General features: G+C 65.9%; 28 protein-coding genes, 1 tRNA gene and 3 pseudogenes. 4 read left to right on the forward strand and 28 right to left on the reverse strand.

From position 1 onward, the window contains the following. The first annotated feature begins 117 nt into the window (after positions 1-117). Positions 118-207: transfer RNA gene (locus ACERNI_RS10395), tRNA-Ser, on the forward strand. A 141-nt stretch (positions 208-348) separates the two neighbouring features. Beyond that, on the forward strand, positions 349-501 hold the full coding sequence (locus ACERNI_RS10400; RefSeq protein ID WP_448833222.1) for a hypothetical protein: 153 nt from the start codon (positions 349-351) through the stop codon (positions 499-501). Between the two features lie 282 nt (positions 502-783). On the opposite strand, the pseudogene ACERNI_RS10405 reads toward ACERNI_RS10400, so the two are convergent. The 19 genes and pseudogenes from ACERNI_RS10405 to ACERNI_RS10495 all read right to left on the reverse strand — a co-directional run. Continuing rightward, positions 784-1,824 (reverse strand): annotated as a pseudogene (locus ACERNI_RS10405) (recombinase family protein); the annotation flags it as partial. Then, entirely contained in the window at positions 1,821-2,210 is a 390-nt protein-coding gene (locus ACERNI_RS10410) for an HVO_A0114 family putative DNA-binding protein (RefSeq protein WP_448833223.1), read from the reverse strand. The pseudogene ACERNI_RS10405 and the gene ACERNI_RS10410, both read right to left, overlap by 4 nt. Beyond that, positions 2,207-2,560: a toxin-antitoxin system TumE family protein gene (locus ACERNI_RS10415; RefSeq protein WP_448833224.1), complete on the reverse strand. Its 354-nt coding sequence runs from the start codon at positions 2,558-2,560 to the stop codon at positions 2,207-2,209. Before ACERNI_RS10415 ends, ACERNI_RS10410 begins: the two co-directional genes overlap by 4 nt. Beyond that, positions 2,557-2,868 (reverse strand): hypothetical protein, encoded by a 312-nt coding sequence (locus ACERNI_RS10420; RefSeq protein ID WP_448833225.1) that lies wholly within the window; start codon positions 2,866-2,868, stop codon positions 2,557-2,559. Before ACERNI_RS10420 ends, ACERNI_RS10415 begins: the two co-directional genes overlap by 4 nt. A gap of 136 nt (positions 2,869-3,004) precedes the next feature. Then, a complete protein-coding gene (locus tag ACERNI_RS10425; RefSeq protein WP_448833226.1) occupies positions 3,005-3,226 on the reverse strand; it encodes a DUF2274 domain-containing protein in 222 nt (73 codons plus the stop codon). Positions 3,227-3,228: 2 nt separating this feature from the next. Beyond that, entirely contained in the window at positions 3,229-4,365 is a 1,137-nt protein-coding gene (locus tag ACERNI_RS10430; protein ID WP_448833227.1) for a TrbI/VirB10 family protein, read from the reverse strand. Beyond that, positions 4,362-5,360, reverse strand: coding sequence for a P-type conjugative transfer protein TrbG (trbG, locus tag ACERNI_RS10435; protein ID WP_448833228.1), 999 nt, complete (start codon positions 5,358-5,360; stop codon positions 4,362-4,364). The genes ACERNI_RS10430 and trbG overlap by 4 nt, the downstream gene beginning before the upstream one ends. Continuing rightward, entirely contained in the window at positions 5,357-6,046 is a 690-nt protein-coding gene (trbF, locus tag ACERNI_RS10440; RefSeq protein WP_448833229.1) for a conjugal transfer protein TrbF, read from the reverse strand. The genes trbG and trbF overlap by 4 nt, the downstream gene beginning before the upstream one ends. Further along, positions 6,043-7,414 (reverse strand): annotated as a pseudogene (gene trbL / locus ACERNI_RS10445) (P-type conjugative transfer protein TrbL). Before trbL ends, trbF begins: the two are co-directional and overlap by 4 nt. 2 nt (positions 7,415-7,416) lie before the next feature. Then, entirely contained in the window at positions 7,417-7,704 is a 288-nt protein-coding gene (trbK-alt, locus tag ACERNI_RS10450; RefSeq protein WP_448833230.1) for a putative entry exclusion protein TrbK-alt, read from the reverse strand. Between the two features lie 14 nt (positions 7,705-7,718). Then, positions 7,719-8,492 (reverse strand): P-type conjugative transfer protein TrbJ, encoded by a 774-nt coding sequence (gene trbJ, locus ACERNI_RS10455; protein ID WP_448833231.1) that lies wholly within the window; start codon positions 8,490-8,492, stop codon positions 7,719-7,721. Beyond that, positions 8,489-10,981 (reverse strand): conjugal transfer protein TrbE, encoded by a 2,493-nt coding sequence (gene trbE / locus ACERNI_RS10460; protein WP_448833232.1) that lies wholly within the window; start codon positions 10,979-10,981, stop codon positions 8,489-8,491. Before trbE ends, trbJ begins: the two co-directional genes overlap by 4 nt. Positions 10,982-10,991: 10 nt before the next feature. Beyond that, positions 10,992-11,273 carry a VirB3 family type IV secretion system protein gene (locus tag ACERNI_RS10465; protein ID WP_448833233.1) on the reverse strand — a complete coding sequence of 94 codons (282 nt, stop codon included), beginning with the start codon at positions 11,271-11,273 and terminating at the stop codon, positions 10,992-10,994. Further along, positions 11,273-11,605, reverse strand: coding sequence for a TrbC/VirB2 family protein (locus ACERNI_RS10470; protein WP_448833234.1), 333 nt, complete (start codon positions 11,603-11,605; stop codon positions 11,273-11,275). Before ACERNI_RS10470 ends, ACERNI_RS10465 begins: the two co-directional genes overlap by 1 nt. Continuing rightward, positions 11,602-12,597, reverse strand: coding sequence for a P-type conjugative transfer ATPase TrbB (trbB, locus tag ACERNI_RS10475; protein ID WP_448833235.1), 996 nt, complete (start codon positions 12,595-12,597; stop codon positions 11,602-11,604). The genes ACERNI_RS10470 and trbB overlap by 4 nt, the downstream gene beginning before the upstream one ends. A 147-nt stretch (positions 12,598-12,744) precedes the next feature. Next, positions 12,745-13,206: a ribbon-helix-helix domain-containing protein gene (locus ACERNI_RS10480; protein ID WP_448833236.1), complete on the reverse strand. Its 462-nt coding sequence runs from the start codon at positions 13,204-13,206 to the stop codon at positions 12,745-12,747. A gap of 10 nt (positions 13,207-13,216) precedes the next feature. Further along, the gene (locus tag ACERNI_RS10485) at positions 13,217-15,202 is read right to left on the reverse strand and encodes a conjugal transfer protein TraG (protein ID WP_448833237.1); all 1,986 of its coding nucleotides are present in this window, start codon (positions 15,200-15,202) and stop codon (positions 13,217-13,219) included. 147 nt (positions 15,203-15,349) lie between these two features. Beyond that, positions 15,350-16,276: a LysR family transcriptional regulator gene (locus tag ACERNI_RS10490; RefSeq protein WP_448833238.1), complete on the reverse strand. Its 927-nt coding sequence runs from the start codon at positions 16,274-16,276 to the stop codon at positions 15,350-15,352. Between the two features lie 75 nt (positions 16,277-16,351). Next, entirely contained in the window at positions 16,352-16,942 is a 591-nt protein-coding gene (locus ACERNI_RS10495; RefSeq protein ID WP_448833239.1) for an N-acetyltransferase family protein, read from the reverse strand. A gap of 105 nt (positions 16,943-17,047) precedes the next feature. On the opposite strand from ACERNI_RS10495, the gene ACERNI_RS10500 reads away from it, so the two are divergent. Together ACERNI_RS10500 and ACERNI_RS10505 are read left to right on the forward strand one after the other, a co-directional pair. After that, entirely contained in the window at positions 17,048-17,566 is a 519-nt protein-coding gene (locus ACERNI_RS10500; protein ID WP_448833240.1) for a MarR family winged helix-turn-helix transcriptional regulator, read from the forward strand. Next, complete coding sequence (locus ACERNI_RS10505; protein ID WP_448833241.1) at positions 17,563-18,486, forward strand: DMT family transporter; 924 nt, start codon at positions 17,563-17,565, stop codon at positions 18,484-18,486. Before ACERNI_RS10500 ends, ACERNI_RS10505 begins: the two co-directional genes overlap by 4 nt. Before the next feature lie 68 nt (positions 18,487-18,554). Here ACERNI_RS10505 and ACERNI_RS10510 read toward each other — a convergent pair whose 3' ends face one another. The 9 genes and pseudogenes from ACERNI_RS10510 to ACERNI_RS10550 all read right to left on the reverse strand — a co-directional run bounded on the left by ACERNI_RS10510 (position 18,555) and on the right by ACERNI_RS10550 (position 26,036). Beyond that, positions 18,555-19,952 (reverse strand): DUF3363 domain-containing protein, encoded by a 1,398-nt coding sequence (locus tag ACERNI_RS10510; protein ID WP_448833270.1) that lies wholly within the window; start codon positions 19,950-19,952, stop codon positions 18,555-18,557. A gap of 9 nt (positions 19,953-19,961) precedes the next feature. Then, positions 19,962-20,417, reverse strand: a pseudogene (locus ACERNI_RS10515) (relaxase/mobilization nuclease domain-containing protein); the annotation flags it as partial. A 505-nt stretch (positions 20,418-20,922) separates the two neighbouring features. Continuing rightward, the gene (locus ACERNI_RS10520; RefSeq protein ID WP_448833271.1) at positions 20,923-21,804 is read right to left on the reverse strand and encodes a lytic transglycosylase domain-containing protein; all 882 of its coding nucleotides are present in this window, start codon (positions 21,802-21,804) and stop codon (positions 20,923-20,925) included. 24 nt (positions 21,805-21,828) lie between these two features. Further along, complete coding sequence (locus ACERNI_RS10525; RefSeq protein WP_448833242.1) at positions 21,829-22,161, reverse strand: DUF736 domain-containing protein; 333 nt, start codon at positions 22,159-22,161, stop codon at positions 21,829-21,831. A gap of 2 nt (positions 22,162-22,163) precedes the next feature. Further along, positions 22,164-22,733, reverse strand: coding sequence for a S26 family signal peptidase (locus ACERNI_RS10530; protein ID WP_448833272.1), 570 nt, complete (start codon positions 22,731-22,733; stop codon positions 22,164-22,166). Further along, positions 22,730-23,248, reverse strand: a complete 519-nt coding sequence (locus ACERNI_RS10535; protein ID WP_448833243.1) for a DUF2840 domain-containing protein — start codon at positions 23,246-23,248, stop codon at positions 22,730-22,732. The genes ACERNI_RS10530 and ACERNI_RS10535 overlap by 4 nt, the downstream gene beginning before the upstream one ends. Further along, positions 23,245-24,693, reverse strand: a complete 1,449-nt coding sequence (locus ACERNI_RS10540) for a DNA cytosine methyltransferase (protein WP_448833244.1) — start codon at positions 24,691-24,693, stop codon at positions 23,245-23,247. The genes ACERNI_RS10535 and ACERNI_RS10540 overlap by 4 nt, the downstream gene beginning before the upstream one ends. Continuing rightward, complete coding sequence (locus ACERNI_RS10545) at positions 24,690-25,766, reverse strand: replication initiator protein A (RefSeq protein ID WP_448833245.1); 1,077 nt, start codon at positions 25,764-25,766, stop codon at positions 24,690-24,692. The genes ACERNI_RS10540 and ACERNI_RS10545 overlap by 4 nt, the downstream gene beginning before the upstream one ends. Beyond that, a complete protein-coding gene (locus ACERNI_RS10550) occupies positions 25,767-26,036 on the reverse strand; it encodes a helix-turn-helix transcriptional regulator (RefSeq protein ID WP_448833246.1) in 270 nt (89 codons plus the stop codon). Between the last annotated feature and the right edge of the window lie 362 nt (positions 26,037-26,398).

Raw genomic sequence — 26,398 nt, forward strand, 5'->3', positions numbered from 1 at the left:
GCCGCCCCTTGCGCTTGGCGCATCTTGCGGTATACATCGCCGCCAGAACCGGACGCTGCCCGAAAGGGACATGGCTTTGGCCAGACCGGTTCCTACAGCCGGGCCAGCCCCGGCTCCGGAGGGGTGGCCGAGTGGTTGAAGGCGCACGCCTGGAAAGTGTGTATACGGGCAACCGTATCGCGGGTTCGAATCCCGCTCCCTCCGCCACTTCGGTATAAAACCGGGAACGCCGATTCCCGCCGATTTCCCTCCCTTTGTTGCTACCAGCGTTCGCAACAGGACGTTTTTGTTCCCTTTGAGATAGATCGCGTCGTCCGCGACCTCGACGCGCTGCGCGAAGGCCCGGACGTGATCCCGCCGATAGCCGCCCTTATCGAGCCGGAGCCGGGTGCGCGCTTCGCTCGCCAGTTCCCGCACGGCCGCCCCTGTGAGGCGCTGGTGGGTGGAGCTGGCGAGCATGGCTTCTATCCGCGTGGCATCGGCCCGCGCCTGATCCCGTAGCGCCGTGAGGCCCGCGATGCGCTCGCCAAGGGAAGACTCGGCCGGGTCGAGCGAACCGGCTTCTATGGCGTCATAGAGGCGCTTGAGGCGGTTGTCGGCCTCGGCCGCGCGCTGGTTCAACTCGGCGATGTGCTGGCTGCGCCGCTCGACGCCCTCCTGGCGGCGATCCAGAAGCGAGGCAAGAATGTCTTCGATCCGCTCGGGGTCGAGCAGCCTTTCCTCGATGTGGCTGACCACGATGCGGTCCAGCTTGTCCATCGGGATCGCGCGACCCTTGCAGCCCGTTTCGCCCTGCCGCGCCCGGATCGAGCAGGCATAATAGCGATAGCGGCCGTTCTTGCCGGTGCGCAGCGTCATGGCCCCGCCGCAGTTGCCGCAATGGCAAATGCCGGTCAGCAGGTTCGGGCCGCTGACGACACGCGGCGGCGTCACCTTCGGATTGTTGACCTGCAAGCGCCTCTGCACCGCCTCGAATACCTCAAGCTCGATCAGCGGCGGCACGGCAACGGTGACGACTTCTTCCTCGGGCTTCACCTCGCCCTTCTTGGAACGACGATTGAAGCGATGCTCACCGATATAGGTGCGCCGGGTCAGGACGCGGTGAAGCTGGCCGATACCCCAACGTCCGCCGTTGCGGGTGAGCATGCGGTGCTTGTTCAGGTGGCTGACGATGTTCTTGACACCCATGGGGCCGGACGTGCCATCGCCCTCCGATGCGAGGCGGAAGATCAGCCGCACGGTGTCGGCGTGGAGCGGGTCGATCTCCAGCTTCTTCTTCATCTTCGCGCCGCGCTGCTCGGCATCGACGACGCGGTAGCCGATAGGCGGCAGCGAGCCGTTCCAGAAGCCTTGCCGGGCGTTCTCCTTCAAGGCGCGCAGGACGTGCTTGGCGTTCTCCTTCGACTGGTATTCGTCGAACAGCGACATGATCCGGCGCATCATGTCATGGATCGGATCGTCGCCAAGCTCCTGCGTGATCGAAACCAGCTTCACGCCGTTCTTCGCCAGCTTGCGGTAATAGAACTCCATTTCAAATTCGTCGCGGAAGAAGCGCGAGAAGCTGTGAACCACGACGACATCGAACGATGCCGGCTTGGCGGTCGCAGCCTCTATCATCCGCTGGAACTCGGGGCGGCGGTCGTTCGTGGCGCTGTTGCCCGGCTCCACGAATGTCTCGACAAGCTGGTAGCCGCGCGTCTCGCAATAGGTTTCGCCCTGGCGCTTCTGGTCGGGGATCGACACGTCATGCTCGGCCTGCCGGGCCGTCGAGACGCGCAGGTAGAGCGCGGCGCGCAGCGCGACATGGGGACTTTGCATATTCATAGCGCACCTCCCTTCGCGGCCTGACGCTCGATCAGCGGCAGCTCCAGCGCCACGCGGTCGTGCAGCACCTTCGGCATGAGCTTCCGGCCCTCGCCGGGTTCCATGCGGACAAGGCCGTAACCCGCCATCGTCTTGAGGGTCCGGGACAGGCTCGGCTTGGTCCGGCCCGTGATCCGCGACAGTTCTTCCAGTGAGCCGGGCGACTGCTCATGGATGACGCGCAGCAGCTCGCGGTTCCCGCTGGAGAGGATTTGCGCGAAGGATTCCGTAGACGTGAACCACACCTTCGGATCGTCGGGCGCGGGCTTTTCCTCGCCCCTTGCAACCCGCATGGTGCGGGCCTTCATTTCTTCGTAGTCGGCAATCCCGACTTTCAATGTGGTCATATCACGCCTCGCTCCTTCAACACCGCGTCAACCGCCTGCCAGAAATCGGCCAGCAGCGTGGCCGCATCCTCCCAGGCGTAGGGCTTCACGGTCTGGAGGCGGTGCCGATGGTCCATCGGCTCGCCCCGCCTGCCTCGGCCGACCGGGTGGGCATTGTCGAAGCCGACCAGCCGTTCGCCCGAAGGCCCGTGAAGCGTGAGCGAATAATCGAGGCCGTGCGGCCTTGAAGGCGATGCCGGAACGCGGGTGACGACGAACTTCACCCAATGGCCGCCCTCGGGATCGACAACAAGCACCTGGCCGTCGAGGTCCAGAAGCGTGTCGAGGCTCGGGTCACGATCCTCGCTCATGGCTTATTGTTACCATCTGTTGATAACAAAGGCAAGCCCTGATCGTCGATTGGGCCGAACAGCCGGTCGAGAACATCACCGAAATACCGCTCGAAGATTTCAAGCTCTGCCTCGGTGATCGGCACCTTCTCCGGCCAGTCGTCGAAGACGGGCAGCGATTCCACATCCACGATGCGAAGCGGCGACCTGCGACGCTCCCGGCCGTCCGGCGTGGGTTCGTCGGCATAGTCGAAAAGATCGTCGGGAAGTGTTTCGGGAACCGGCTGTCGTGGCCGCCCTTTGCGGGCGCGGCGGCGCTCTGCGCACATGGAATCCTCCTTGGTTCTGGTGGATTCCGGGGCGATGAAGGCCCCGGAATTAGTCGAACCATGGAGGGCGGTCGGCGGCCTGTAGCGTGCCGCATTTGCGTTGATGCGCTGGCGGCACCCCTGCCGCCGGGCGGTCCTAGCTTGCGGTTCGCCGTGCCTTGGCGAAGCCGCGATCCGTGGCGATGAACCGCTCCAGCATCGGCACGATGAGCCTGACGGGATCGGCGGCGGGCTGGCCCGGCTCGCGGGCCAGCACCTCGGCATAGGCGATCAGATCGCGATGAAGCGGCGCGGGCAGCTCCACCGTCACCTTCACCGGCTTGTCGTCGGGCAGCGGGCCGAGTTTCAGCTTGGTCATGGTCAGCCTCCTGCCGGCTCGAACACAAGGTCGCGCGTCACGATGATCCTGACCGGGAAGCCCGGCCGGATGGTCAGCGTCGGCGCAACCTGCAACTGGCGCTGCACGATCTGCTGGCCCGCCTGATTGACGGTATCCTGCGCCCCGTCACGGATAGCTCGAACAAGCCGGTCCTCGTCGCTGGTGGCAAGTTCGGTTCCGACCGCGAGCAGCATGGACAGCCCTGCGGCCTTCATCAGATCCCACCAGTGGTAGTCGATCCCGTCTTCAAGGCCGGCGTAGCCGCTGGCGTCCGCGCCCGGCAGGCGCTCCAGAACGATGGAACGGCCGCCCGGCAGGATCAGGCGATTCCACACCAGCAACACCCTGCGCTGGCCGAAGGTCACGCCATCATCGTATTGACCAATGATCCGCGTTCCCTGCGGGATCAGGAGCAGGCTGCCGGTCGGGCTGTCATAGACGTTCTCCGTCACCTGCGCCGTGATCTGCCCCGGCAGGTCCGAGCGGATGCCGGTGATGAGCGCGGCCGGGATCACCGCCCCGGCCTGTAGTATCCAGGGCGAGGCCGGCGGCGTGACGCGATCCGGGGCAACGGTCTGCCGGTCCACCGGACCATTGAGGAAAGCGGTATGGCGGTTCTGCCTGTCCGGCTGGCCGCCAAGGCCAAGACCGGCAAGGCCGGACATGGCCGTTCCGGCCGGCGATCCCGTGCGTGGGCCGGACTGGAAAAAGACGTTGCTCAAGCGCGCGGCTTCTTCCTCGGCGAGACGGCGCTGTTCGTCGGGATCGACGGCGGGCGTCGTCATGACGGGCGGCGCGACCGGCTGGCCCCGGTTCTGCGCATCGAGGATCGGACGGCCGAGGTCGCCCGGCAATGCCGGCCCCAGGACCGGGCCGCTGTAGTCGCTCGGCAGGCCCGCCAGCCCATCGGCGGTTTGCCGGTTGTTGGTCGAGTAGAGTTCGCCGCCGTCCGGCCCTCCGTCGCGGGTCTGGAGCGCATAGATCAGCGCCCCACCGATACCGAGCAAAGCAATCGCGCCGACGCCCGCCAGCATCTTGCGGGACAGGCGGGTGACGCGCGGCGTTTCGGCGCGCAGGCGCATGGGCGCGGCGGTTTCGGTGATGGTGTTGTCGGTCATGACGGGGAGCCTCCGGTCGCGCTGGCGGGCTGCGCGTCGGCGGCCTGCGTCGGGTTGGTGCGGACGATCCTGACGACCTGCTGGCGGTTGCCGCTGCCAAGGCGCAGCTCGGCCGCGCCGAACAGGCGGTCCACGATCAGGACGTTTTGATGGATTCGGGAATTGACGATCTGCGGCTTGCCGTTCGCGCCAAGCACGAAGATGGGCGGCATCTCGCCCTGCACGATCCCGGCCGGGAAGACGACATAGACGCGCCGGCCATCGTCGAAGACGGAAACCGGCCGCCATGGCGGGCTGTCGCCCTGCACCTGCAAGGCGTAGCGATAGTTCCGCGCCGCCTCGGTGGGGATGATCGGCGCGGCCGGAACGGTTCGGTGCTGGCCGGGCGTCGCGGGATAGGCCCAGGCGACGGCGGGCATGTAGAGCGATTCCCGTGCGCGCAGCTCGATCATGTAAGTGCGCCGGTCGGTGGTCACGACAAGGTTGGTGGCGATGTCGGGTCGCGTCGGCTTCACGAGGATATGGACGCGGCGGTTCGCGCCCGAACCGGATTCCGTGTCGCCGATAATCCAGCGGGCGGTGTCTCCCGCCGCAATCGGTCCCGCGCCGGTCAGCGACTCGCCGGGTTCAAGCGCGATGCTGGTGATCTGACCGGGTGCCGCATAGACCTGATAGAGCGCGCCTTCGCTCCACGGGAAAATCTGGACAGCGTTGTAATAGCCTTCCCGGCGCGGCTCGACGCGGGCGGCGGCATTGGCGTTCTCGACACGGCCCGCCGGCGTTCCCGCTGCTTCGCCACCCCGCGCCACGGTCCAGGCCGGTGGCGTATGCAGAGGCCGGGGCGTGTCATCCGTCGCGGCGGCCTGCACGGTCGGCAACGGCGGAACGCTGGCGTCATAGCTGAATTGCGGCGTCCGGTTGGTGGCGCAGCCCGCCAGCATGGTCGCGGACAGGAGCAACGCGGAGACAGTCGATTTGCTGATGGCGCGGGTCATTGGCCCATCTCCCTCGACCAGTTGATTGCATTGACATAGATGCCCAACGGATTGGAGCGCAGCCGTTCGGCGTCGCGCGGCGGCTGGATGGCGATGGTGAGGATGGCCGTCCATCGTTCGGTCGTGGAAAGCTGGCCGTTCTCGTAGTGGCGTTCGGTCCAGGCGACACGGAAACTGTTCGGAGATGCCCGGATGACGCTCGACACCTCGACGGCGACCTGTTGCCGCCCGACCTTGGCGAAGGGGTCATTCGCCCTTGCGTAATCGTTCAACGCCGCCGCGCCCCGGTCGGTCGTCCACTCATAGGCGCGAAGCCAGTTCTGGCGGACAATGATCGCGTCGGACGGGATCGCGCGGACCTGCTCGATGAAGCGGCCGAGGTGGAACGCGATCTGCGGATCGGTCGGCCGATAATCGGCGGTCGCAGGCGCGACGGTCTGCGCCTGCCCGAGATTATCGACCTGCACCACCCACGGCACCACGGTCCCGCGCGCCGATTGCCACACGAGCGCGGATGCGAATCCGGCCGACAGGATCAGGGAGCCGAAGGCCATGTAGCGCCAGTTCTTCGCCTGAACGCGGGCCGAGCCGATACGCTCGTCCCATGCCTGCGCGGCCTTTTGATAGGGCGTCTCGGGTTCCGGCGTCTTGCCGTAATGGGTCGATGGTCGTTTGAAGATGCTCATGAGCGGTCGCTTTCGGAAAGGTTGATGGAGGAACCGCCGCCGTGGCCGTCGCCGGAGCGGACAGCGTGTGCGGCCATGGTCGTGCCGTGGTTCACGGCCTGCGAGCGGCGCATCCGCTGCGCCCAGGCCGGGGGACTGCCTGCCGGGCCGGATGCTGCGGCGGCTGCATCGGTGCTTGCGCCGCCGACCGTTCCCATGGTGGAGCCGCCGCCCGTCGCGCCGAAGCCGGCCTTCGCGCCAGCGGAGAAGCTGGATTTGACGGACTCGGAAGCGCGGGCAGCGGCGCGTTTGAGGGGCGAGATGGCGGCGGAACCTGCGGCGCGGGCGACGCCTCCGAGGCCAGACGCGACGCCTGCCGCGCCGGACTGGCCGAGCGAGCCGACGCTATAGGCTGCGGTTGCCGCGCCCGCAGTGGCGGCACCGCCGCGAACGGCCGCGGCCCCGCCGGACAGGGCAGCGGCACCGCCCTTCGCGGCAAGCATCGCCCCGCCACCGGCGGCCGCGCCGCCCGCAAGCACCATGCCGCCGGCAGCGAGGCCGGTGCCCACGGCCGCGCCCGCGCCGAGCTGCGGCCCACCACTCACGATGCCGGGCGATGCCCGGCCCGAATATGCCGAGGCCGAGCAGCGCCAAGGCCGCCAGCACGATTGCCATGGCGTCGTCGATGGTCGGCGTGGCACCGCCGAAGCCGGCCGTGAATTGCGAAAACAGCGTCGAGCCGATGCCGATGATGACTGCAAGGACCAAGACCTTGATGCCGGACGACACCACGTTGCCCAAGACCTTCTCAGCCATGAAGGCGGTCTTGCCGAACAGGCCGAAGGGGATCAGCACGAAGCCGGCGAGCGTCACCAATTTGAACTCGATCAGGGTGACAAAAAGCTGGATGCTCAAAATGAAGAAGGCCAGCACCACCAGCGCCCATGCGAACAGCAGGCAAGCGATCTGGATGAAGTTCTCGAAGAAGGCGATCCAGCCCATCAGGTCGGAAATGGATTCGAGCAGCGGGCGGCCCGCGTCGAGGCCGGTCTGTGCGACGCGGCCCGGCCGCATCAGGTCGGTGACGGAAAAGCTGGTGCCGGACGCCATGAGGCCGAGGCCGGCGAAGCTCTCGAAGACGATGCGCGCGAGGTTGTTCCAGTTGCCGATGATGTAGGCGAAGACGCCGACGAACAGGGTCTTTTTGACCAGCCGGGCGATGATGTCGTCATCCGCGCCCCAGGCCCAAAACAGCGCGGCGAGCGTCACGTCGATGACGATCAACGTGGTGGCGATGAAGGCGACTTCGCCGGACAACAGGCCAAACCCGCTGTCGATGTAGCTGGTGAAGACCCCTAGAAACGAGTCGATGACGCCGGTGTTCCCCATGGTCAGCGTCCTTCGCCGGATTGCGGCGTGGCGGGTGCTGACGGGCGGCCGAGGAAGCGGTCACGGGATTGCGCCCACGCGGCGAGGCAGTCGGCGTCACTCGTCGCCGCCTCGCCGAGCTGCTGGCAGCGGCGCAGGGTTTCGCGCAGGGGATCGGCTGGCGACTGGAAGGCCGAGGCGGGGGGCGGCGCGGAAGGTTCGTCCTTCCGCGCCATGTCTATTGCGGTCGCCGTGACGGCGATGGCGATGAACACCACGGCCCCGAGGCGGGCCAGCATCTTGCCGTCCATGGCGAGCCTCCCGGTCAGTTGTTGCCGTTGAACATCTGCGCATTGCCCGGCTGGTATCCGCTGCCCGGCGTGAGGAAGCGGCGGCGCTGTTCGCGGCCCTGCTCGGCGGCGGCGGCGCGTTCCGCCTCCGTCAGCGCGTCGGCACGGCCATTTGCGGAAATGACCGCGATCAGGTCGGAAAGCTGTTGCGACTGGAGGGCGAGAAGCTGGTTGCCCGCCTGCGTGGCTTGCAGCGCGCCGGTTGCGCCCTGACTCTGGCCGACCAGCTCGGCCATCTCGGCGCGGTTGGTGTCGATATTACCGACCGCGCCCGCCTGAACGCGCATGGCGTCCTGCAAGCCGCCGACCGTGTTTTCCCACCGGCTGCGCGCATCGGCGACAAGCTGGGCGTCGGTCGTTGAAAGCGAGACGTTGCCGTATTGCTGCTGGAACGCCTGGTCGATCTGGCCGACCTCGAAGGCGATATTCTGCGCCTGCCCGAGAAGCTGCTGGGTGCGGCTGACGTTCTGCTGGAGTTGCTGGAGCGACGAATACGGCAGGCTCGCCAGATTGCGGGCCTGATTGATGAGCATCTGCGCTTCGTTCTGAAGGCTGGTGATCTGGTTATTGATCTGCTCCAGCGTCCGAGCGGCGGTGAGCAGGTTTTGCGCATAGTTGCTCGGGTCATAAACAATCCGGCCGAAACCGAATTGCGCATGGGCCGGGCTTGCCAGCATGGGCGAAAGCGCGACAGGCATGGCGAGCGCCAGCGCGAGGGCAGAGGCCCCGACATTCTTGGAATAGGTCATGGAAGAATCTCCTGTGTGGGGTGGGTATCGAGCCGGGCCGGCGCGGCGGATTCCGTCCGGTCGGCAAGATTGGTGAGGTTCGGGATCAGGTCGGCCGCCCAATCGACGCCGCGCTCGCGCAGCCATGCGGCGAGGAAGCCGTCGCGGCCGTGTTCGGCGACGATCTGCGCAATGAGCGTCTGGTCGGATTTGGCGGATGCGGCGCAGAGCGCGAGGCCGACTTCGGACAGGCCAAGCTCGAACAGACGATTGCCGCGCCGCGACTGGCAGTAGTATTCCCGCTTCGGCGTCGCGCGGGCGACAAGCTCGATCTGGCGGTCATTCAATCCGAACCGCCTGTAGATCGCGGTAATCTGCGGCTCGATGGCGCGCTCGTTCGGAAGCAGGAGCCGCGTCGGGCAGCTTTCAATGATGGCGGGCGCGATGTTGCTGCCGTCGATGTCGGATAGCGACTGCGTGGCGAAGACGACCGAGGCGTTCTTTTTTCTCAACGTCTTGAGCCATTCGCGGAGCTGGCCGGCGAACCCCTCGTCGTCCAGCGCAAGCCAGCCCTCGTCGATGATGAGCAGCGTGGGCCGCCCGTCGAGCCGGTCGCCGATGCGATGAAAGAGATAGGCCAGCACCGCCGGGGCCGCGCCGGTTCCGACAAGGCCCTCGATCTCGAAGGCTTGCACATCCGCCGCGCCAAGATGTTCCGTCTCCGCGTCGAGCAACCGGCCATAGGCGCCGCCGACGCAATAAGGCCGAAGGGCTTGTTTGAGGTCGTTGCTTTGCAACAGGACCGCGAGGCCGGTGATGGTGCGCTCGCCAACCGGCGCGGACGCCAGCGATGTCAGGGCCGTCCAGATATGCTCCTTCACCTCCGGCGTGATCGTCATGCCCTCGCGCATGAGGATGGCGGCGATCCAGTCGCCGGCCCATGCGCGCTCATAGGTGTCATGGACGCGGGCGAGCGGCTGGAGCGAAACGGAAGCGTCCGAACCTTCGGTCAGCCCGCCGCCAAGATCGTGCCAGTCTCCTGCCATGGCGAGCGCGGCGGAGCGGATGCTGCCTCCGAAGTCGAAGGCGAAGACTTGGCTGGCCGCATAGCGCCGGAACTGCAAGGCCATGAGGGCGAGCAACACGGATTTGCCCGCGCCCGTGGGGCCGACGACAAGGGTGTGGCCTACGTCGCCGACATGCAGACTTAGCCGGAACGGGGTTGAGCCTTCGGTCTTTCCAAAGAGCAAAGGGGGTGCACCGAAATGCTCGTCCCGTTCCGGCCCCGCCCACACCGCCGATAGCGGGATCATGTGGGCGAGATTCAAAGTGCTGATGGGCGGCTGGCGCACGTTGGCGTAGGCATGTCCCGGCAGGCTGCCGAGCCATGCGTCAACGGCGTTGACCGTCTCGGCCATGGCGGTGAAGTCGCGGCCCTGAACGATCTTCTCGACCAGGCGCAATTTCTCATCGGCCAGGCGGGGATCATCGTCCCAAACCGTCACCGTGGCGGTGACATAGGCCATACCCGCCACGTCCGCCCCGAGTTCCTGCAAGGCCATGTCGGCGTCGAGCGCCTTGTTGGCTGCGTCGGTGTCCACCAGAGCGGACGCCTCGTTCGTCATCACTTCCTTGAGGATCGCGGCGACAGACTTCCGCTTGGCGAACCATTGCCGCCTGATCCTGGTGAGCAGGCGCGTGGCATCGGTCTTGTCGAGCAGGATCGCCCGCGTGCTCCACCTGTAGGGGAACGGCAGCCGGTTCATTTCGTCGAGCAGGCCCGGCGTCGTCGCGGTCGGGAATCCCACGATGGTCAGGACGCGCAGATGCGCACCGCCAAGGCGCGGCTCCAGCCCGCCGGTCAGCGGCTGGTCGGCCAGCAGCGCGTCGAGATACATCGGCACTTCCGGCACGCGCACGCGATGCCGGTTCGTGGAAACCGTCGAATGGAGATAGGTCAGCGTGCCGGCGTCATCGAGCCATCGGCACTCCGGCATGAAGCCGTCGAGCAGCGCCAGAACGCGGTCGGTGCGGTCCACGAAACCGCGCAGCAATTCGTGCGGGTTTACCCCGGATTGCTCGCGGCCCTCATAGAGCCAGCTTTCCGCCCTTGCCGCTTCCTCGGCGGGCGGCAACCAGAGAAAGGTCAGGAAATACCCCGACACATAATGCGCGCCTGCTTCCTCGAAACCGGCTTTGCGCTCGGCATCGACCAGCGCGGATGCCGCGTCGGGAAACATGCTGTCGGGATAGGTCGCGGCCTCGCTGCGCTGCGCCTCGACGAAGATGCTCCAGCCCGATCCGAGGCGGCGCACGGCGTTGTTGATGCGGCCGGCGACCGCGACCAGCTCGGCCGCGACGGCGGAATCCAGATCGGGACCGCGAAACTTCGCGGTGCGCTGGAATGAGCCGTCCTTGTTCAAGACGACGCCGGAGCCGACCAATGCCGCCCAGGGCAGATAGTCGGCGAGACGGGATGCGGTGCGGCGGTATTCTGCAAGGTTCATCATGGCCCCGCCCTCACACCGCCAGATGGCCGGGGATGCGCAGATGCCTGCGCCCGACCTCGACGAATTGGGGATCGCGCTTGGCCGCCCACACGGCCGCGAAATGCCCGATGGCCCAAATGGCGATGCCGACCAGCCAGAGGCGCAGGCCGAGGCCCACGGCCCCGGCCAGCGTTCCGTTCATGATGGCGATGGCGCGCGGTGCGCCGCCGAGCAGGATATGCTCGGTCAGCGCCCGGTGGACCAGGACCGTGAAGCCCGGCACCGCGTCCAGTTGTTCGAGGCCGCCCGCCATCAAACGAGCGCCCCGCCGCCGAAGCTAAAGAACGACAGGAAAAAGCTCGACGCCGCGAAGGCGATGGACAGGCCGAAAACGATCTGAATCAATCGCCTGAACCCGCCGCTGGTATCGCCGAAAGCCAACGTGAGGCCGGTGGCGATGATGATGATGACGGCGACGATCTTGGCGACCGGCCCCTCGATGGACTGAAGGATTTGCTGAAGCGGCTGCTCCCACGGCATCGACGATCCCGACGCATGGGCGGCCGGGGCGAGCATGAGGCTGATGGCAAGGGTGGATGCGGCGGTCGCGGCGAAGCGATAGCCGCGCGAAAACGTGCGGATCATGAAGATTCTCCTGTGTTGGTGGGGATTGCCGAAGGGATGGGATGCGTGATGCGGTAATCGCCGTCCGGCCCCAGCCCTTCGACGCGGGCGAGTTCAGCCAGCCGGCGCGCGGAACCGCGCCCGGAAAGGACGGCAACAAGGTCGATGGTTTCCGCGATCAGGGCGCGCGGGACCGTGACGACAGCCTCCTGGATGAGCTGTTCAAGGCGGCGCAGCGCGCCGATGCCGGAACCGGCATGGATGGTGCCGATGCCGCCGGGGTGTCCCGTTCCCCAGGCTTTGAGCAGGTCGAGGGCTTCAGGACCGCGCACCTCGCCGATGGGGATGCGGTCGGGCCGCAGGCGCAGCGAGGACCGCACAAGGTCCGACAGGCTGACGACGCCATCCTTCGTTCGCATCGCCACAAGGTTCGGCGCGGCGCATTGCAGCTCGCGGGTGTCCTCGATGATGACGACGCGATCCGCGCCCTTCGCCACCTCGGCGAGCAGCGCGTTGGTCAGTGTGGTCTTCCCGGTGGACGTGCCGCCCGCCACCAAGATATTGGCGCGGGACTGGACGGCGGCGCGCAGCGTTTCCGCCTGCTCGGCGGACATGACGCCGGCCGCCACATAATCGGCCAAACTGAACACCGCGACGGCAGGCTTGCGGATGGCGAAGGCGGGCGCGGCAACGACTGGCGGAAGCAGGCCCTCGAACCGCTCCCCGGTTTCGGGAAGCTCGGCCGAGACGCGCGGGCTGCGGGCATGGACTTCCGCGCCGACATGATGCGCGACCAGGCGCACGATGCGTTCGCCATCGGCGGCGGACAGGCGCTCGCCCGTATCGGCCAGCCCTTCGGAAAGCCGGTCCGCCCAAAGCCGGCCATCGGGATTCAGCATCACCTCGACCACGGCCGGGTCTTCGAGCAGGCGCGCGATTGCCGGCCCGAGCGCGGTGCGCAACATGCGCGCGCCGCGCTGGATCGCTTCCGGTCTGTGGTGGTTGGCACTCATGTCGGCCCCGGCTTTCGGCAGGGACGCGACAGGCGATCCCCGGATCGGGGTCGATTAAGAGAGGCCGAAATCCGGCCGCTTCAACAAGTATCTAGGTGCAGGCGGGCATCGGCGGCGACCGGCGGCAAACAGGATGGGCTTGAATACTCAAGCCGGATCGCCGTTAGCCTCCGGCTCATCTGTTGACTGGCTTTCGCGGGGTGAGTCGATGTCACGCGACAGCTCCTTGAGAAACCTGTCTCCGGTGGCAAGGCGCTTGCCGAGGGTCTGCATGAAGCCCTCGAACCGTTCCGCGCCCTTTGCGCGGGCGGCGGACTGCGCACTCCCCGAAAGCGGCGGTGTGAAGGTCAACCAGAACAGGATGAACAGTGAAACCGTCTCGCCGAGAGCGGCAAGGTCCAGGTCGAGTGCGTCGATCTGGCGGCCGAGTTTGTCCAGGCGGCGCGACATGGCGGCTTCGAGCTGGTCGGTGGCATCGCCGGACAGGTAGGACATGACCGCCGCCTCCACGATGGCGGATTTCGACACCTTGCGGCGCATCGCCAGCGTCTCGATCTGCGGCATGAGCGCGGGGTCGAAATAGAGATTCAGGCGGGTTCGTGTGGTCATGGGCGTGTCCTCAAAGCTCGATTCCATCATCGGGGTTCATGGCGACCTGCCGCGCGACCATCCTCATGCGCTGGCGCATGGCGCGGGCCTTGGCGGCGTCCACGTCCGGCTCATCGTCCAGAATGTCGAACTCCTGCGCGGGCGACGGCGGCGGCGCGACGATTTCCTCATGCTCGGGCAATTCCGGCTCGCGGCGGATGCCGGCATTGGCTGGATCGCCTTCGGCCCTGTCGGTGGCGCCCGTCGCGGGATGGCCAGCCGCCGCGACCACGCGGCTCGACCAATCATCCGATGACGGATTCGTGGCGGGACCGGCCGCCGGATCGGGCGGGATCAGGACGCGCTCCATGAACCGCGCATCCTCGAAATAGCGCGCCTTCGTCGCGCGGATCGGCGGCGTTCCGGCGACCATGACGATTTCGTCGGATGGCGGAAGCTGCATCACCTCGCCCGGCGTAAGCAGCGGCCGGGCCGTCTCCTGCCGCGATACCATCAAATGCCCGAGCCACGGGGCCAGCCTATGCCCGGCGTAGTTGGTGGAGTCGCGCATCTCCGTCGCGGTGCCGAGGGCTTCGCTGATCCTCTTGGCCGTCCTCTCGTCGTTCGTGGCGAAGGCAACGCGGACATGGCAGTTGTCCAGGACGCTGTTGTTCGCGCCGTATGCCTTTTCGATCTGGTTGAGGCTCTGCGCGATCAGGAAGGATTTCATCCCGTAGCCGGCCATGAACGCCAAGGCCGATTCAAAGAAGTCCAGCCTGCCGAGCGCCGGAAACTCGTCCAGCATCAACAGCAGGCGATGGCGCTTGCCGGACGTGTTCAAATCCTCGGTCAACCGCCTGCCGATCTGGTTGAGGATCAGGCGAATGAGCGGCTTGGTGCGGTTGATGTCGGACGGCGGCACCACAAGGTAGAGGCTTACGGGCTGGCGGCTGCTGACCAGATCGGCAATGCGCCAGTCGCAGCGGGCCGTCACCCGCGCCACCACGGGATCGCGGTAAAGGCCGAGATAGGACATGGCGGTGGACAGCACCCCCGACCGCTCGTTCTCGCTCTTGTTCAGCAGTTCGCGCGCCGAGGACGCAATGACCGGATGAACGCCCGCTTCGCCCAGGTGCGGCGTGTCCATCATGGCGCGCAAGGTCGCCTCGACCGGGCGGCGGGGATCGGACAGGAAATTGGCGACGCCTGCCAAGGTCTTGTCCGGCTCGGCGTAGAGGACATGCAGGATCGCGCCGACCAGAAGCGAATGGCTGGTCTTTTCCCAATGGTTGCGCTTGTCGAGCGAACCTTCGGGATCGACCAGGATGTCAGCTATGTTTTGAACATCCCTGACCTCCCACTCCCCTTGCCGGACCTCAAGCAACGGGTTGTAGGCGGACGATCTGGCGTTGGTCGGATCGAACAACAGGACGCGGCCATGCTTCGCCCGGAAGCCCGCTGTCAGCGTCCAGTTCTCGCCCTTGATGTCGTGAACGATGCAGCTTCCCGGCCAGGTCAGTAAGGTGGGAACCACCAGACCGATCCCTTTGCCGCTGCGCGTCGGGGCGAAGCATAGGACATGCTCGGGGCCGTCATGGCGCAGATAGTCCTGGGGATGCCGGCCAAGCACGACGCCATCGGGGCCGAGCAATCCGGCCGCGCGGATTTCCCGATCTTCCGCCCATCGCGCCGAACCGTAGGTGGCGACGTTGCGCGCCTCCCGCGCCCGGATGATCGACATGAGGATAGCGGCGGCGATGGCGAGGAAGCCGCCCGACACGGCGATGATGCCGCCCTCCACGAAGATCGCGGGCGCATAGGCGTCGAAGGAAAACCACCACCAGAAGAAGGCCGGGGGATGGTAGATCGGCAGGCCCGCCAGCTCGAACCATGGATTGCCGAGCTGGGGCTGAAAGCCGAGACGGAAGGCAACCCATTGCGTCGCCGCCCAGGTCATAACCAGAACGATGGCGAAAACCACCGCGATCTGGCCCCATAAGATTCGGCCACCACGCATCCAGGCTCCAGTCTGCAAAAGGGACGGAGCCGATCAGAGAGTAGGCAAAAACCGGGCAGGCAACAGGAATGAGGATGCGGGCGGGTTACCGGATACGGACGGCGGCAAATAGGACGGTCTTGGCAGCGCCGCCGCCCGCGCTGGCGTCTATGCTGGCTGGCCGGGCCGAATCGCCGGGGAAATCAGTCTGCCCGAACCCGGCCGCCCCATGTCGCTTGCGAGTGTCAGCAAGTTGTGAAGCGCGGCGCTGCGATTGTAAGGCGACCATACGGCCGAGAACGGGACCGGCTCCGGCTCGTCGGCGAAGGGCAGGAAGACCACGCCTGACGTTGACAGCAATGCCGTGGCCGCCCCGGCGATGGTGACGCCGAAGCCCTGTCCGACCATGGATAGCAAGGTGCTGCGCTCAACGTCGAAGCGCAGGATCGAGGATGCGGGCCAGCGTCCGGCGAGGCGCAGAACGATATGGTCGTAAGCCTGCGGGCCGGTTCCCCCGGATCGGACAAGGAATGTCTCCCCTGCAAGGTCGGCCCAGGTGACGGCGGGCTGATCGGCCAGCCGATGCCGATCTGGCAGCGCCGCGACCAGCGGTTCGGCCCATATATGCCGGGAATGGCAGTCGGGCAGTTCCGGCGCTCCTGCTACGAACACCACGTCCAGCCGGTCGGAACGAAGCTGCGTGACGGTATCGCGGGCCGTGCCTTCGGTAATCTCGATGTCGATGCCGGGATGGTCTTCCCGGTATCCGGCAAGCAGGTCTGCAAGGAAGCTGCGCGGGATCAGGGCATGGACGCCGATGCGCAGGCGGCCACATTCTCCTAACGCGGCCATGCCGGCGGTCTTCACGGCATGGTCGAGCTGGTCGATGCCCGCCGCTATCCGCTCGACGAATTGGCGTCCGGCTTCGGTCAACCGGACGCCTCGCGCATGGCGCTCGAACAGGAGGATGCCGAGGTCTTCTTCCAGCGTTTTCACGCGGGCGCTGACGCTGGATTGCGCCACGCCGAGCGCATTGGCGGCGTGGCGAAAGTTGAGATATTCGGCGACGGCGAGCGTCTGGATCAGTGATGTCATAGGGATACGCGACCCTAGAGAGGTCGGCACTCCCCGTTGACGATCAATCGTAGGTGCCGAACGCCGCCGCATAGCTTATGCTCGGTCGATGTGCGGCGCAGTCTTGCGCACCAGCGGTCGGTTCGGAGAACGGCGAGCAATCTCCGTGAAGCCGCAAGCCTGAAAGGTGGCGGCTGTTCCGACAAAGCGATCAGCATCCGCTCCTCTTGCCTTTGTCGGGCAAGCCTCCACGCACGAGGCACCTTGCTCAAACGCATATTCAACGGCGGCTTCTATCAGTTGCTTCGTCAATCCGCCTCGCCGGAAGCCAACGCGCACATAGAGGCAGGAAATGAACCAGATGCCCTCCCGAGACGCATCAATCGGACGGGCTACACGCGACCGTTGCAGAACCGGATAAGAGCTGCGTGGAGCAACGGCGCACCAGCCGAGAGCTTTGTCGTTGCTAACAGCAAGAATCCCCGGCTCATCCCCACCGTTGCATAACTCGCGCAATGCAGCTTTTCGCTGCGCCTTGCCCATGGCGTCAAAGACGCTGCGGCTTACGCGCCACCACATGCACCAGCAACCGCTGTCCGCACCACGATTCGGCCCGAAAAGGTCTTCGAGCAACGGCCAGGTCGAGGCGGTGGCAGGCAAAAAGCTGCATTGCGGTAGGTCGGGCATATGGTCCTGCTTGAATGTTCTCCGAGCGCATTATATGAGTCAGTCATATAAAATCAAAGGCGTTTGGGTCACATCGTCGTCAGCATCTTGCGAAGGAGAACCACCATGGCCGGCAACAAGACTGCGAACATGCTTGGGGCGCTAGCCATCGTCCTCGCCGACGATCTACGCGAGGCCGTCAATGTCGCACTTGCAACGACAGGCGAAACCGCCGCCGCAATCATCATGCTCGGCGCACATCCCGGCCTGACCATTAGAGAAATCGCGGAAGCACTTGGCATCAGCCATAGCGGTGCGGTCCGGCTGATCGACCGTTTGGAACGCGACGGCCTGGTGCGGAAAAAAGCCGGCACGGATGCCCGCACCATGCTTGTCGAGCTTTCGTCGGAGGGATTGGCGCAGCGGAAGATGGCGCTTCGGGAAAGGGGCGAGGTGCTGGATCGAGCCGTGAGCCTCCTTGATGCCCATGAGGCCGAGTTTCTGGGGCGAACCCTCGACAAGCTGCTGCGCGGCCTGCTGACGCGGCCCGAGCACGGATACCGCTATTGTCGAATGTGCGATGAGGACAAATGCGTCCCGAACTGCTGCCCCGTCGAAGATCAGTGGGAAAGGCTATACGCATGAGCGTGGAGGCGGCGGCCGAGCGCGATGGCGAGAAGCCTCGACTGCAATGGGTGGCGATCCCCGCGATGATCGGCTCGGCTGCCTGCTGGGGTTTCGCCACGGTCATGTCGCGCGATCTGCTTGCCGTCATGCCTTCGACGACGTTGCTAGTCATCCAACTGGTCGCCAGCGTTGCGGCCCTGTTGGCGCTATCAATTCCACATTTTCCATGGCGGTATCGAACTGCTGCCATGGGCAAGGCGGCTTCGATAGGTGTTCTGGAGCCGGGGCTGACCTATACGATTGGACTCATCGGCCTGTCGCTTACCACGGCCGGAAGCGCGTCGGTCATCAGCGCGACGGAGCCTGTGCTGATCGTCCTTGTTGCTTGGGTGCTGTTGCGTGAGAGGCCGAGCGGCCATTTGATGCTGTGTATCGCAATCGCGGTCTTCGGGCTTTTGCTCGTCTCGGGCGAAGGCTTTTTCGATAAAGAGCGTAACAATGGTTGGGGTGACCTGCTTATCATCCTGTCCACTCTGTTCGCCGCTAGCTATGTGGTGTTGTCGTCTCGCGTGGCACAAAATTTTCCAGCGGCCACGCTCGCCTCCGCGCAACAGATCGTCGGCCTCGCCGTCGCCTTGGTGGTATTCCTTATCGTCACGCTGATGGGACTTGGCCCCGCATCGTTCGAGGGGCTTTCTCTGCCTATCGTCGCCTATGCGGCCTTCTCGGGCGTCATCCAATATGCGCTGGCGTTCTGGCTTTATCTTATTGGACTCAAATACTTGTCAGCGGGGGCGGCAGGTCTTTGGTTGACGCTGGTTCCGGTCTTCGGCTTGGCTGGTGCCTATGTCTGGCTGGCCGAGGTTCCGACTATCCTGATGATCGTCGGCGCGGCGCTCATCATCTGCGCCGTGATCCTCGGCAACAAAACACGATAGAGGGCTGAAAACATGGCAAGGATCGTGCCGAGCTATCTCGCCGAAGTATGAGGTAAGAAGCGCGGCGCTTAAATACCTAGTCCCCTCTGCCGCCCCAACTGCCACGACACCGAACCGCCCTGCACGACGCCCATAACTTCGCGGCCAAGCTGGCGGTCGATGACGGGCCGCCATGGGACAAGCGTGAACTCGTGGCTCTTTTCCACGATGGCGAACTTGCCGCTCGTTAGCTGCACGGTGCCGGTGAACTTGCCGCTGACGCTCTCGCCGTCCTTGGCGGCGCGGAACGGCAGCGCCTTGCCCTCGGCCATCTCCGCACCGGCGCGAGCAACTTCCCGCTCGCGCAGCGTGGCGAGAAGGTTGCGCCGGTAGAAGATGCGGCCGTCCCGGCTGCGCGTGGCGTCGGCCTGTTCGATATGATGTTCGCGGCGCTGGTCCATGGCTTCGCGGACCTGTTGCCCGAAGCCGGTTGGCGCAAGGTCGGCTGCCTCGTCGTGGACCAATCGGCGGTCCAGCCAGGTTGCGCCGTCCGAACCTATCTGCCGGTCCAGATTGACGGGCGACAGGACGCGAACGCTGGCCTGCCGGTCGCGGCCAGCGTCGTAGGCGGCGGCGCGGCTCTCGAAGTCTTCGGGGATGCGCCATTGGTCGGCGTCGATCCGCTCGACAATGCCGGCACGGCGCAGCGCCTCCAGCCGGCGCACATGAGCATCGACATAGCCCTCATAGTCGCCGCCCGGAACGCGGCCCTCGAACTTCGCCTGTTCCAGATGGCGGCTCGGCCGATAGACGCCATCCTCGGCGATGGTCGCAATGCTGCGGTCGGACGGTCGGGCCGTCACCTCGGCCGGGCCGATCTGGACGACGCTGCCGATGCGGGCGTCCTCCAGCCGCTCGGGCGCGATGCCGGCGATGTGATGGGTGCGGCCGTCGATGCCGTCCACCACAACGGTCAGGTTCTCCCCCAGCTCGTCGGACAGGTGCTTGTCCACGACGCGGCCGACGATGGGCGTCTCGGGCGCACCGTCATGGATTTGGAAGCTCATGGGATCGCGTTCGCCGGCATCCGCTCCAAGCGCCTTCTGCATGGTGCGGATAATGTCGCCGCGTTCGCCAAGCTCGCGCAGGGTCGGTTCCATGTCCTTGCTCAATTCCCAAACGCCGGGCGCATGTTCGGTCGCCAGCCCCATCTTCTCCAGCTTGCTCAAGCGACGCAGGCGCAATGTCCGCTCGAACTGGCGACGCGGTGCGACCGGCTCATGGCGCAGGTCGAGGAAACGATCATCGGCTTCCCCGGCCATCGCCTCGTCGATCCGGGTGAAACGGTCCCGGTCGATCTCGGCCGATAGTTTGCGGGTCTGCTCGATCTCGGTGACGGGGCCGAGTTCCAGGCTGGCAAGCTCGCTGGCGCGCTCGCGCAGGCCGGCGGAAAGATAGTCACCGTTGATGACTAGATCCCCGCCCATATCGTCGCGGCCGTTGACGATCACATGCACATGGGGATGGCCGGTGTTGTAGTGGTTGACGGCGACCCAATCGAGTTTCGTGCCGAGGTCGGCTTCCACCTGCTTCATGAAATCGCGGGTGTAGGCCGTGAGGTCCGACAGCTCCGCGCCGTCCTCTGGCGAGACGATGAAACGAAATTGATGGCGGTCGTCCTTGCCGCGATCAAGGAAGTCGTCGGCGTCGGCGCGGTCCTCGGTCGCCGAATAGAGCTGGCCGCGCTCGCCATCGCGCGAGGTTCCGTCGCGCTGGACATAGCGAAGATGCGCACGGGCGCGGCCGTCCTTCCATGCGGCCCGAACGCTGCGCTGCTTGACGATGACGCGGCGGCTGCCCGGCTGGCGATGATGCCAATGGCCGGAGATGTTGCGGGCGCGCACGAAGCTCGCGCCCCGGCCGCGCTTCACGCCCTTGCCGCTGGCGACCATGGCGCGGGACCGCCCCGGCGATGACGGGCGGGCGGATGATGGCGCGGAAGGGTCGCGGGCGGCTGCCGCCTGATGCTGGCGGGTGATCTTCTTGACCTGGGTGAAAAAGCTCCTGGTCTTGCCAGCCTTCGGCGTGTCGGATCGGATGCGGCCGGGCTTCGGACGGAAGCGGTTTTCGTCGTCGGCGCTCAAGGGCGCGTCTCCAGCCAAAACCGCCGAAAACAGGCCGATATGGGCCTATGGTGCCGCTCGAAACCCTGCAAAGCCAAGGCTTTGCGCAACATCGCGGCACGCGGGGTCAAAAATCGTGGTGCCGCTTGCGGCTCCCCTAACCAGTGTGCAGACAACAATAATTTCAGGAAGCGGCCCGACATGGTGCCGTCTTCTTTAATCTTGCCCTCCTTTCTTTCGGCCCTTTCTGCCTTTCCGACCCCGAATCCAGCCGGACGCAAACCCGCCCGACTGGATGACGAAGCCTGCGCCGCCGAGCGCGGGAACGCCGCCCTCATGGCGTTCCTCCGTCACTCGCGGTCGCCACGAAAATACTGCCGTCCTGCGGCTCCGTAGCGACGGGATCGAGCGCCGGAACGGCAGCGCGGCCGTCACCTGATTGCGCGTCGGACGGCAGCGTGACGGTTGCCCGGCTGTCGTCCGGGCGCTGGACGAACAACGGGGCTTCGCGCCAATCGGGCGGCGGCGCCGGTTGCGGGGATGGCGCATCCGATGGAGCCGCGCCGCCAAGGACCGGGGCGAGCGCGGCGACATAGGCGCGTGTCTCGGCGGGAAGCGGTCGGCCTGTCGCACGGTGTTCGTCGTAGCGGCCGGGACCGGCATTGTAGGCCGCAAGCATCGCGCCGACATTGCCGTAGCGGTTCCACATCTCGCGCAGATAGGCCGTCCCTGCCATGATGTTGTCGCGCGGGTCGTAGGGATCGCGGCCGAGGCCATGGCGGACGCGCAGGCCCGCCCAGGTATCGGGCATGACTTGCATCAATCCCATCGCCCCGGCTGAGGAAACCGCGCGCACGTCGCCCGCGCTTTCGGCGCGCAGCACGGCGACAATCCAATGCTCGGGGATGCCGACCCGCTGCGACGCCTCGGCGATGTGAGCGGCATAGGGATGGGCGGCTGCCGGGCGTTCGACCGGCGCGGACTGCGCGACCGCGACGCCCGATCCGATGCAGACGGAAAGCGCCCCGGCGAGCAACAGGACGGCAAAACGCCATACCGCCCTGTCTCCGCAATGGCTCCAGCCTGCCAGCGTCCTCGCTGCGGTCAAGGGCAAGGCGCAAGCGCCGGCCGGGGACCGCCCCTGACCTTCGCTGCGGGCGCTGGCCGTCCTGCGCCCGAGCGGGACGAAGGGATGAGACGGATTTCCCGCGAACAAAGGGATGACGGGAACGCGCACCGATCAGCCCCGATCCTCGCGCGCCCGTGGCCGCTTCCATGCGAGCCGGAAGGTGCGTTCCTCGTCGTCGGCCTGGAACAGCGCCGGGCGAAACAGCGCGGGGAAAAGCGGGCTGTCGATCTCAAGCGCGATGTAGTCGCCGGCGCGTTCGCCGACACGTTTCCACGCCCCGCCGATCTCGGGGCCGTCCTCGTCGTCGAGCTGGATGCGATAGGCCGGCGTGTTCTCGCCGTCGCCCGGTTCGATGGCGACAAGAACGATTGCCTCGTCGATGCCGAACAGCCGGACGCGACCGGCGTAGCCGTTGGCGGTGGGTTCAAAGATATTGGCGGGCATGGTCAGTCTCCTTCTGGTTGGGGGAAATCAGTGGTCGGCGCGCGCCATTCAAAGCGGCCGACGCCTTCCTCATCGGTCCAGAGCGGGACCGCTCGGCCGATGACGGAAGCTGCGGGGATGGGTCCGAAATACCTGCCGTCCAGGCTGTCGCGGACATCCCAATTCATGAGGAAGATTTCGCCGGGGGCGATGATGCGGCAGCCCTGCCAGATGGGCAGTTCCCGCCCTAGGCTGTCGCGGTCGAGCGCGTCGCCCATCTCGATCCCGTCAACCGTGATCGTGCGCCCGGTGCGGCAAACCCGCTGTCCCGGCAGGCCGACGACGCGCTTCAACAGCGGAACGCCACGCCCGACATAGCCGCGCCCGACCATGAAGGCGGCGAGCGGTTCGGGCGGCTGGACTGCGACCAACTCCGGCACGTCGAGCGCATCGGCCGGCTCGACCTTATAGAAGCCGACCGGCGCGCTGGCGGTGGCGTTCCAGATGAGCCTCAATGGCGTCTCGACGGCGCTTGCGGCGGCGATGCCCATTACGACCAGCGCCGTGACCGCGAGGTAACGGCGGCGCGTTATGGGTCGATCCTCCGGCGTCCGATCCATGCCGCATGTCGTTCCGGCGTGTAGGCGCTCGGCTCCAGATTGGCGGTCAGGCGGTTGTGCGCGTGACGCCAGTAGTCCGGCGACACGTCTGACGGATCGAGGCCGAGCGATTCCACGGCGTCGATGATGGCAAGCGCGCGCTGCACCTTTGGCCAGCCGTCGAGCCGCAACAGGATTTCTCCACCCGGCCGCACGAAGGGCAACGTCTGGAACGGTTCCCCACGCCCGATGGCCCGCACGATGTCGATGCGCGAAACGACAGTGCCATGCTCGCCAGTTGCCCATCGCACGAAGGCGAAGATGCTCTCGGGTGCGAAACCGACGACGCTGCGGCGGCGGTCGATGATCTGTTCATAGCTCTTGCGGCCGAACCTGATCCAATGCTCGACCTTGCGTTTCTCGAAGGTCAGTTCGACCAGGGTGGTGAAGGGCGCGGGTCCGTCCGGCAGCGGACGGCCGTGCGCGCTGCGATGGGCGCGGCGGGTCATTGTTCGTCTCCGGGAATGTCGGGGGTGGTCCGCGCAAGCACGGCATCGAGCGCGGCTTCGGTGCGCAGGATGGCGCGTCCGATGGCTTCGGGGATTTGCGGAAGAACGGCGTCGCCGAAGGCTTCGACGATCAGGCTGGCCGCAGCCGTCCCTTTGCGACTGCCGAGCGCAATGCGCGTGTCAGCCACCCAGGCGGAAAGCCCATCATCCAGCCGTAGGTGATGGGCAAGGCCGCCGTTCCAGTCAGCCCATGGCTCCGCAACATCACCGCCAACGCCTGCGCTCCCGCCCATTTCTGGATGGATGACGGGGCCAGTTGGTTCGCCGTTGCTGTCGGCGTCGAGGCCATCATTGCCCTGCTTATCACCGCGTCCATCGTCGGCGACTTCCGCCGCTCGTAGGCCGGACTCCAGCCGTCCATGCGGCTGTCGCGCTTCGTCGGAGTCGGCAGGGTTTCCGCCGCATGGCGCAACAGGTTCGGCGTGTCGATCTGCGCCTTCGCTCCGTTCGCCCGGCGTCCCGTCTCTATCTCCTGCGCGCTCAACCTGCGCCCGCCGTTCGGCTTCACCGGCGTCGGCATCATGCCATGGGGCATGTCCGGCCTGTCGAAATGCAGCACCTCGCTCATGGTCGGCGTCCGGTCGAAATCGTCCTGGTCCGATGTCATCCGGCCCTTGAGCTTGCGCAGGACGCTCCCCCGCGGCGCTGCGTTCGCTGTCGGCGTTCCCATCATCCCGGCATGGCGGCTGGCATGGCCCTGCAACTGGCTCAGCACGTCGCCCCGGCCGCCGCGATCCGCATCCGATTTCCTCGGCGTCGCCAAGGTCTGACTGCGGAACAGGTCGTAGAGGCCCGATTCCTTCATCGCCCGGCGCGCGCCAGAACCACCCTCCAGACGGATGCCACCCTGCTGGGATTGCGAGACGGGTGTCGGCAAGCTGGCCGGGGTCGTAGCCGATGAGCCATGACCGCTTGCGGACATGGTTGGCCCCAACGCTGTCAGCACCCACCACGCACGGTTCAACGGCGTAGCCGAGCGTTTCCAGTTCATCGAGCAGCCGGTCAGCGCCGCGAGTTCGCAGATTAGGGCTGTTCTCAAAAGCGAACCAGCGAGGGCGGCAATCTCCGACCAGGCGGACGGCTTCGAGATAGAGGCCCGACCGCTCGCCCTCGATGCCTTTGCCCTTGGTGTTGGCGCTGCTGATGTCCTGGCAGGGCGGGCTGCCGACGATGATGTCGGGCAGGATTCCAAGGTCGGAAACAAGGCGAGCTGCCGTGAGTCCGCACACGTCCTCGTAGAGTCTGACATGGGGATTGTTCTCTGCGTAAAGGATGCGCCGCCATTCGACGATTTCGCAGGCGGCGATGGTGACGAAGCCGGCGCGGTGCAGGCCGAGCGACCAGCCGCCGGCGGCGGCGCTGAACAGGTCGAGCGCGCGCATCATGGCTCGCCGCTCCCGGCGGAACCGGCACCACGCCTCGCGTGTGTGCGCGTCAAAGAAAAAGAGTTAGATTCTCTGTTAGATAAGTTAGCGGTCGGATTCCGCGTTTCAGGCCAAAGCGTTAGCTGGGGTTCATGCGCCTGATGTGCCGATAATGCTGCGCCTGATGTGCCGATACCCCGTGCGCCTGATGTGCCGATGGCTTTAACAGGGTTATCAACAGTGCCTGTTGATAAGTTTTCGGGGCGGATGCGCAGCAGCTCGCGGCCATCCTCCCGCTCGATCTGGAGCAGGTAGCCGGGAAGCGGTTGGCGGGCCGCGATCCGGCGCAGGTCGAGCGCGAAGTCGGACGGCCGCGCGATGCTGCCGGACTTCTGATGAAGGTGCGCGACCTCGAAAATCCAGCCATGGCGCTGGCGGCCGGCGTGTTTGCGGGCGACGCGGTAAAGCCAACGCTCGATGCCGCCAGTCAGCCGGAAATAGTCCGGGTCGATGGTCAGGACCAGCGAGCGGTCTATGACGCTGTTATAGAACCATTCGGGCAGGACGAACTCCATGCCCTCGACACGGCCGGCGCGCGTCGTCAATTCCTCCCATTCGTTGATCCATGAAAATTGCCGGCGGCGCCAATGCGGGCCGTTGCGGATCGTGGTGGCGATGACAGTGGATTGCAGCCGTGCGAGCGCGGTCTTGAGCAATAGATATTGCCGGTTGCCGGTCGGCCGTCCGATGGCGCGCAACAGATGATAGGGCGTGAAGCGAAAGAAGCGCGACGTGGTGAGGCCGTTGTTCTCGGCCGCGACAATCTGCGAGGCGGCCCATATCAGAACATCGGCGTCCCATATGGTCGCCATGCCGTGTTCGGGCATGGCGAAGACCTGCACCTCTATATCGGCGGCCTTGTAGAGAATCGGCTTGGTGCGCGGGGTTTTCGCCAGCGAAAAAAACGGCCGTTCCATCAAGTCGCGCTGATCGCGCGGCGGCGTGTCGCCCGTCGCGACCACGAAGGGGTCGAGGCGGCTGCGCTCGCTAACCTCGGACGGCTGCGCGGGGTCGTGATCGTCCTCGCGCAGCATCTAGCGGCTGCCCCGTTCTTCGGGCGTGAGCGGACGGGCGGGAAAGACGGTGCCGGCGGTCTTGTCGCTGGTGGACTTGCGCGCACCTATCGCGGTCCAGGCTTGCAAGTCCTCGACCGCGTAGAGGACGCGCCCGCCGATCTTGCGATAGGTCGGGCCGGTTCCGTAGGTGCGATGCTTCTCAAGGGTTCGGATGGAAATGCCGAGGAAGCGCGCGGCTTCCTTGGTGCGCAACATGCGCGGCGGCAGGCCCGCGAGCGGGTTGGACATGGATCACCTCCGGTTCATTAGGATTCGGCTGTCGGGGGCGACAGCGGACTGTGGCGAACCATGGAGAGGGACCGGCGGCGCGTAGCGTGCCGCATTTGCGCCTATGCGCTGGCGGCACCCCCTGACCGGGGGCGTTGCGCGGCAAATATGCGAGGGATTTCAGCGCCGGGCTGCCAGCCGGGACGAATAGACAAAGACATTCGGGCGCAGCTCGGCTAAGACTGCGGACGGAGCAGACGCGCTGCTCTGGGGCTTAGTAACCCCTGACTAGCGGTTGGTGTCGGCCGTGACGGCACCACTATCCTCGAACCTTATGGTCGGGGAGCCTATGGCGTATGTCCAGGGCTTCTCGCCTAAAGGTC

The sequence above is a fragment of the Camelimonas sp. ID_303_24 genome, from assembly GCF_053543495.1.

Excerpts from the sequence above, each read along its gene's own strand:
- ACERNI_RS10410 (WP_448833223.1), bottom strand. The coding sequence starts at position 2,210 with ATGACCACATTGAAAGTCGGGATTGCCGACTACGAAGAAATGAAGGCC.
- ACERNI_RS10415 (WP_448833224.1), bottom strand. The coding sequence starts at position 2,560 with ATGAGCGAGGATCGTGACCCGAGCCTCGACACGCTTCTGGACCTCGAC.
- ACERNI_RS10420 (WP_448833225.1), bottom strand. The coding sequence starts at position 2,868 with ATGTGCGCAGAGCGCCGCCGCGCCCGCAAAGGGCGGCCACGACAGCCG.
- ACERNI_RS10425 (WP_448833226.1), bottom strand. The coding sequence starts at position 3,226 with ATGACCAAGCTGAAACTCGGCCCGCTGCCCGACGACAAGCCGGTGAAG.
- ACERNI_RS10430 (WP_448833227.1), bottom strand. The coding sequence starts at position 4,365 with ATGACCGACAACACCATCACCGAAACCGCCGCGCCCATGCGCCTGCGC.
- trbG (WP_448833228.1), bottom strand. The coding sequence starts at position 5,360 with ATGACCCGCGCCATCAGCAAATCGACTGTCTCCGCGTTGCTCCTGTCC.
- trbF (WP_448833229.1), bottom strand. The coding sequence starts at position 6,046 with ATGAGCATCTTCAAACGACCATCGACCCATTACGGCAAGACGCCGGAA.
- trbK-alt (WP_448833230.1), bottom strand. The coding sequence starts at position 7,704 with ATGGACGGCAAGATGCTGGCCCGCCTCGGGGCCGTGGTGTTCATCGCC.
- trbJ (WP_448833231.1), bottom strand. The coding sequence starts at position 8,492 with ATGACCTATTCCAAGAATGTCGGGGCCTCTGCCCTCGCGCTGGCGCTC.
- trbE (WP_448833232.1), bottom strand. The coding sequence starts at position 10,981 with ATGATGAACCTTGCAGAATACCGCCGCACCGCATCCCGTCTCGCCGAC.
- ACERNI_RS10465 (WP_448833233.1), bottom strand. The coding sequence starts at position 11,273 with ATGGCGGGCGGCCTCGAACAACTGGACGCGGTGCCGGGCTTCACGGTC.
- ACERNI_RS10470 (WP_448833234.1), bottom strand. The coding sequence starts at position 11,605 with ATGATCCGCACGTTTTCGCGCGGCTATCGCTTCGCCGCGACCGCCGCA.
- trbB (WP_448833235.1), bottom strand. The coding sequence starts at position 12,597 with ATGAGTGCCAACCACCACAGACCGGAAGCGATCCAGCGCGGCGCGCGC.
- ACERNI_RS10480 (WP_448833236.1), bottom strand. The coding sequence starts at position 13,206 with ATGACCACACGAACCCGCCTGAATCTCTATTTCGACCCCGCGCTCATG.
- ACERNI_RS10485 (WP_448833237.1), bottom strand. The coding sequence starts at position 15,202 with ATGCGTGGTGGCCGAATCTTATGGGGCCAGATCGCGGTGGTTTTCGCC.
- ACERNI_RS10490 (WP_448833238.1), bottom strand. The coding sequence starts at position 16,276 with ATGACATCACTGATCCAGACGCTCGCCGTCGCCGAATATCTCAACTTT.
- ACERNI_RS10495 (WP_448833239.1), bottom strand. The coding sequence starts at position 16,942 with ATGCCCGACCTACCGCAATGCAGCTTTTTGCCTGCCACCGCCTCGACC.
- ACERNI_RS10500 (WP_448833240.1), top strand. The coding sequence starts at position 17,048 with ATGGCCGGCAACAAGACTGCGAACATGCTTGGGGCGCTAGCCATCGTC.
- ACERNI_RS10505 (WP_448833241.1), top strand. The coding sequence starts at position 17,563 with ATGAGCGTGGAGGCGGCGGCCGAGCGCGATGGCGAGAAGCCTCGACTG.
- ACERNI_RS10510 (WP_448833270.1), bottom strand. The coding sequence starts at position 19,952 with ATGGGCGGGGATCTAGTCATCAACGGTGACTATCTTTCCGCCGGCCTG.
- ACERNI_RS10525 (WP_448833242.1), bottom strand. The coding sequence starts at position 22,161 with ATGCCCGCCAATATCTTTGAACCCACCGCCAACGGCTACGCCGGTCGC.
- ACERNI_RS10535 (WP_448833243.1), bottom strand. The coding sequence starts at position 23,248 with ATGACCCGCCGCGCCCATCGCAGCGCGCACGGCCGTCCGCTGCCGGAC.
- ACERNI_RS10540 (WP_448833244.1), bottom strand. The coding sequence starts at position 24,693 with ATGATGCGCGCGCTCGACCTGTTCAGCGCCGCCGCCGGCGGCTGGTCG.
- ACERNI_RS10545 (WP_448833245.1), bottom strand. The coding sequence starts at position 25,766 with ATGCTGCGCGAGGACGATCACGACCCCGCGCAGCCGTCCGAGGTTAGC.
- ACERNI_RS10550 (WP_448833246.1), bottom strand. The coding sequence starts at position 26,036 with ATGTCCAACCCGCTCGCGGGCCTGCCGCCGCGCATGTTGCGCACCAAG.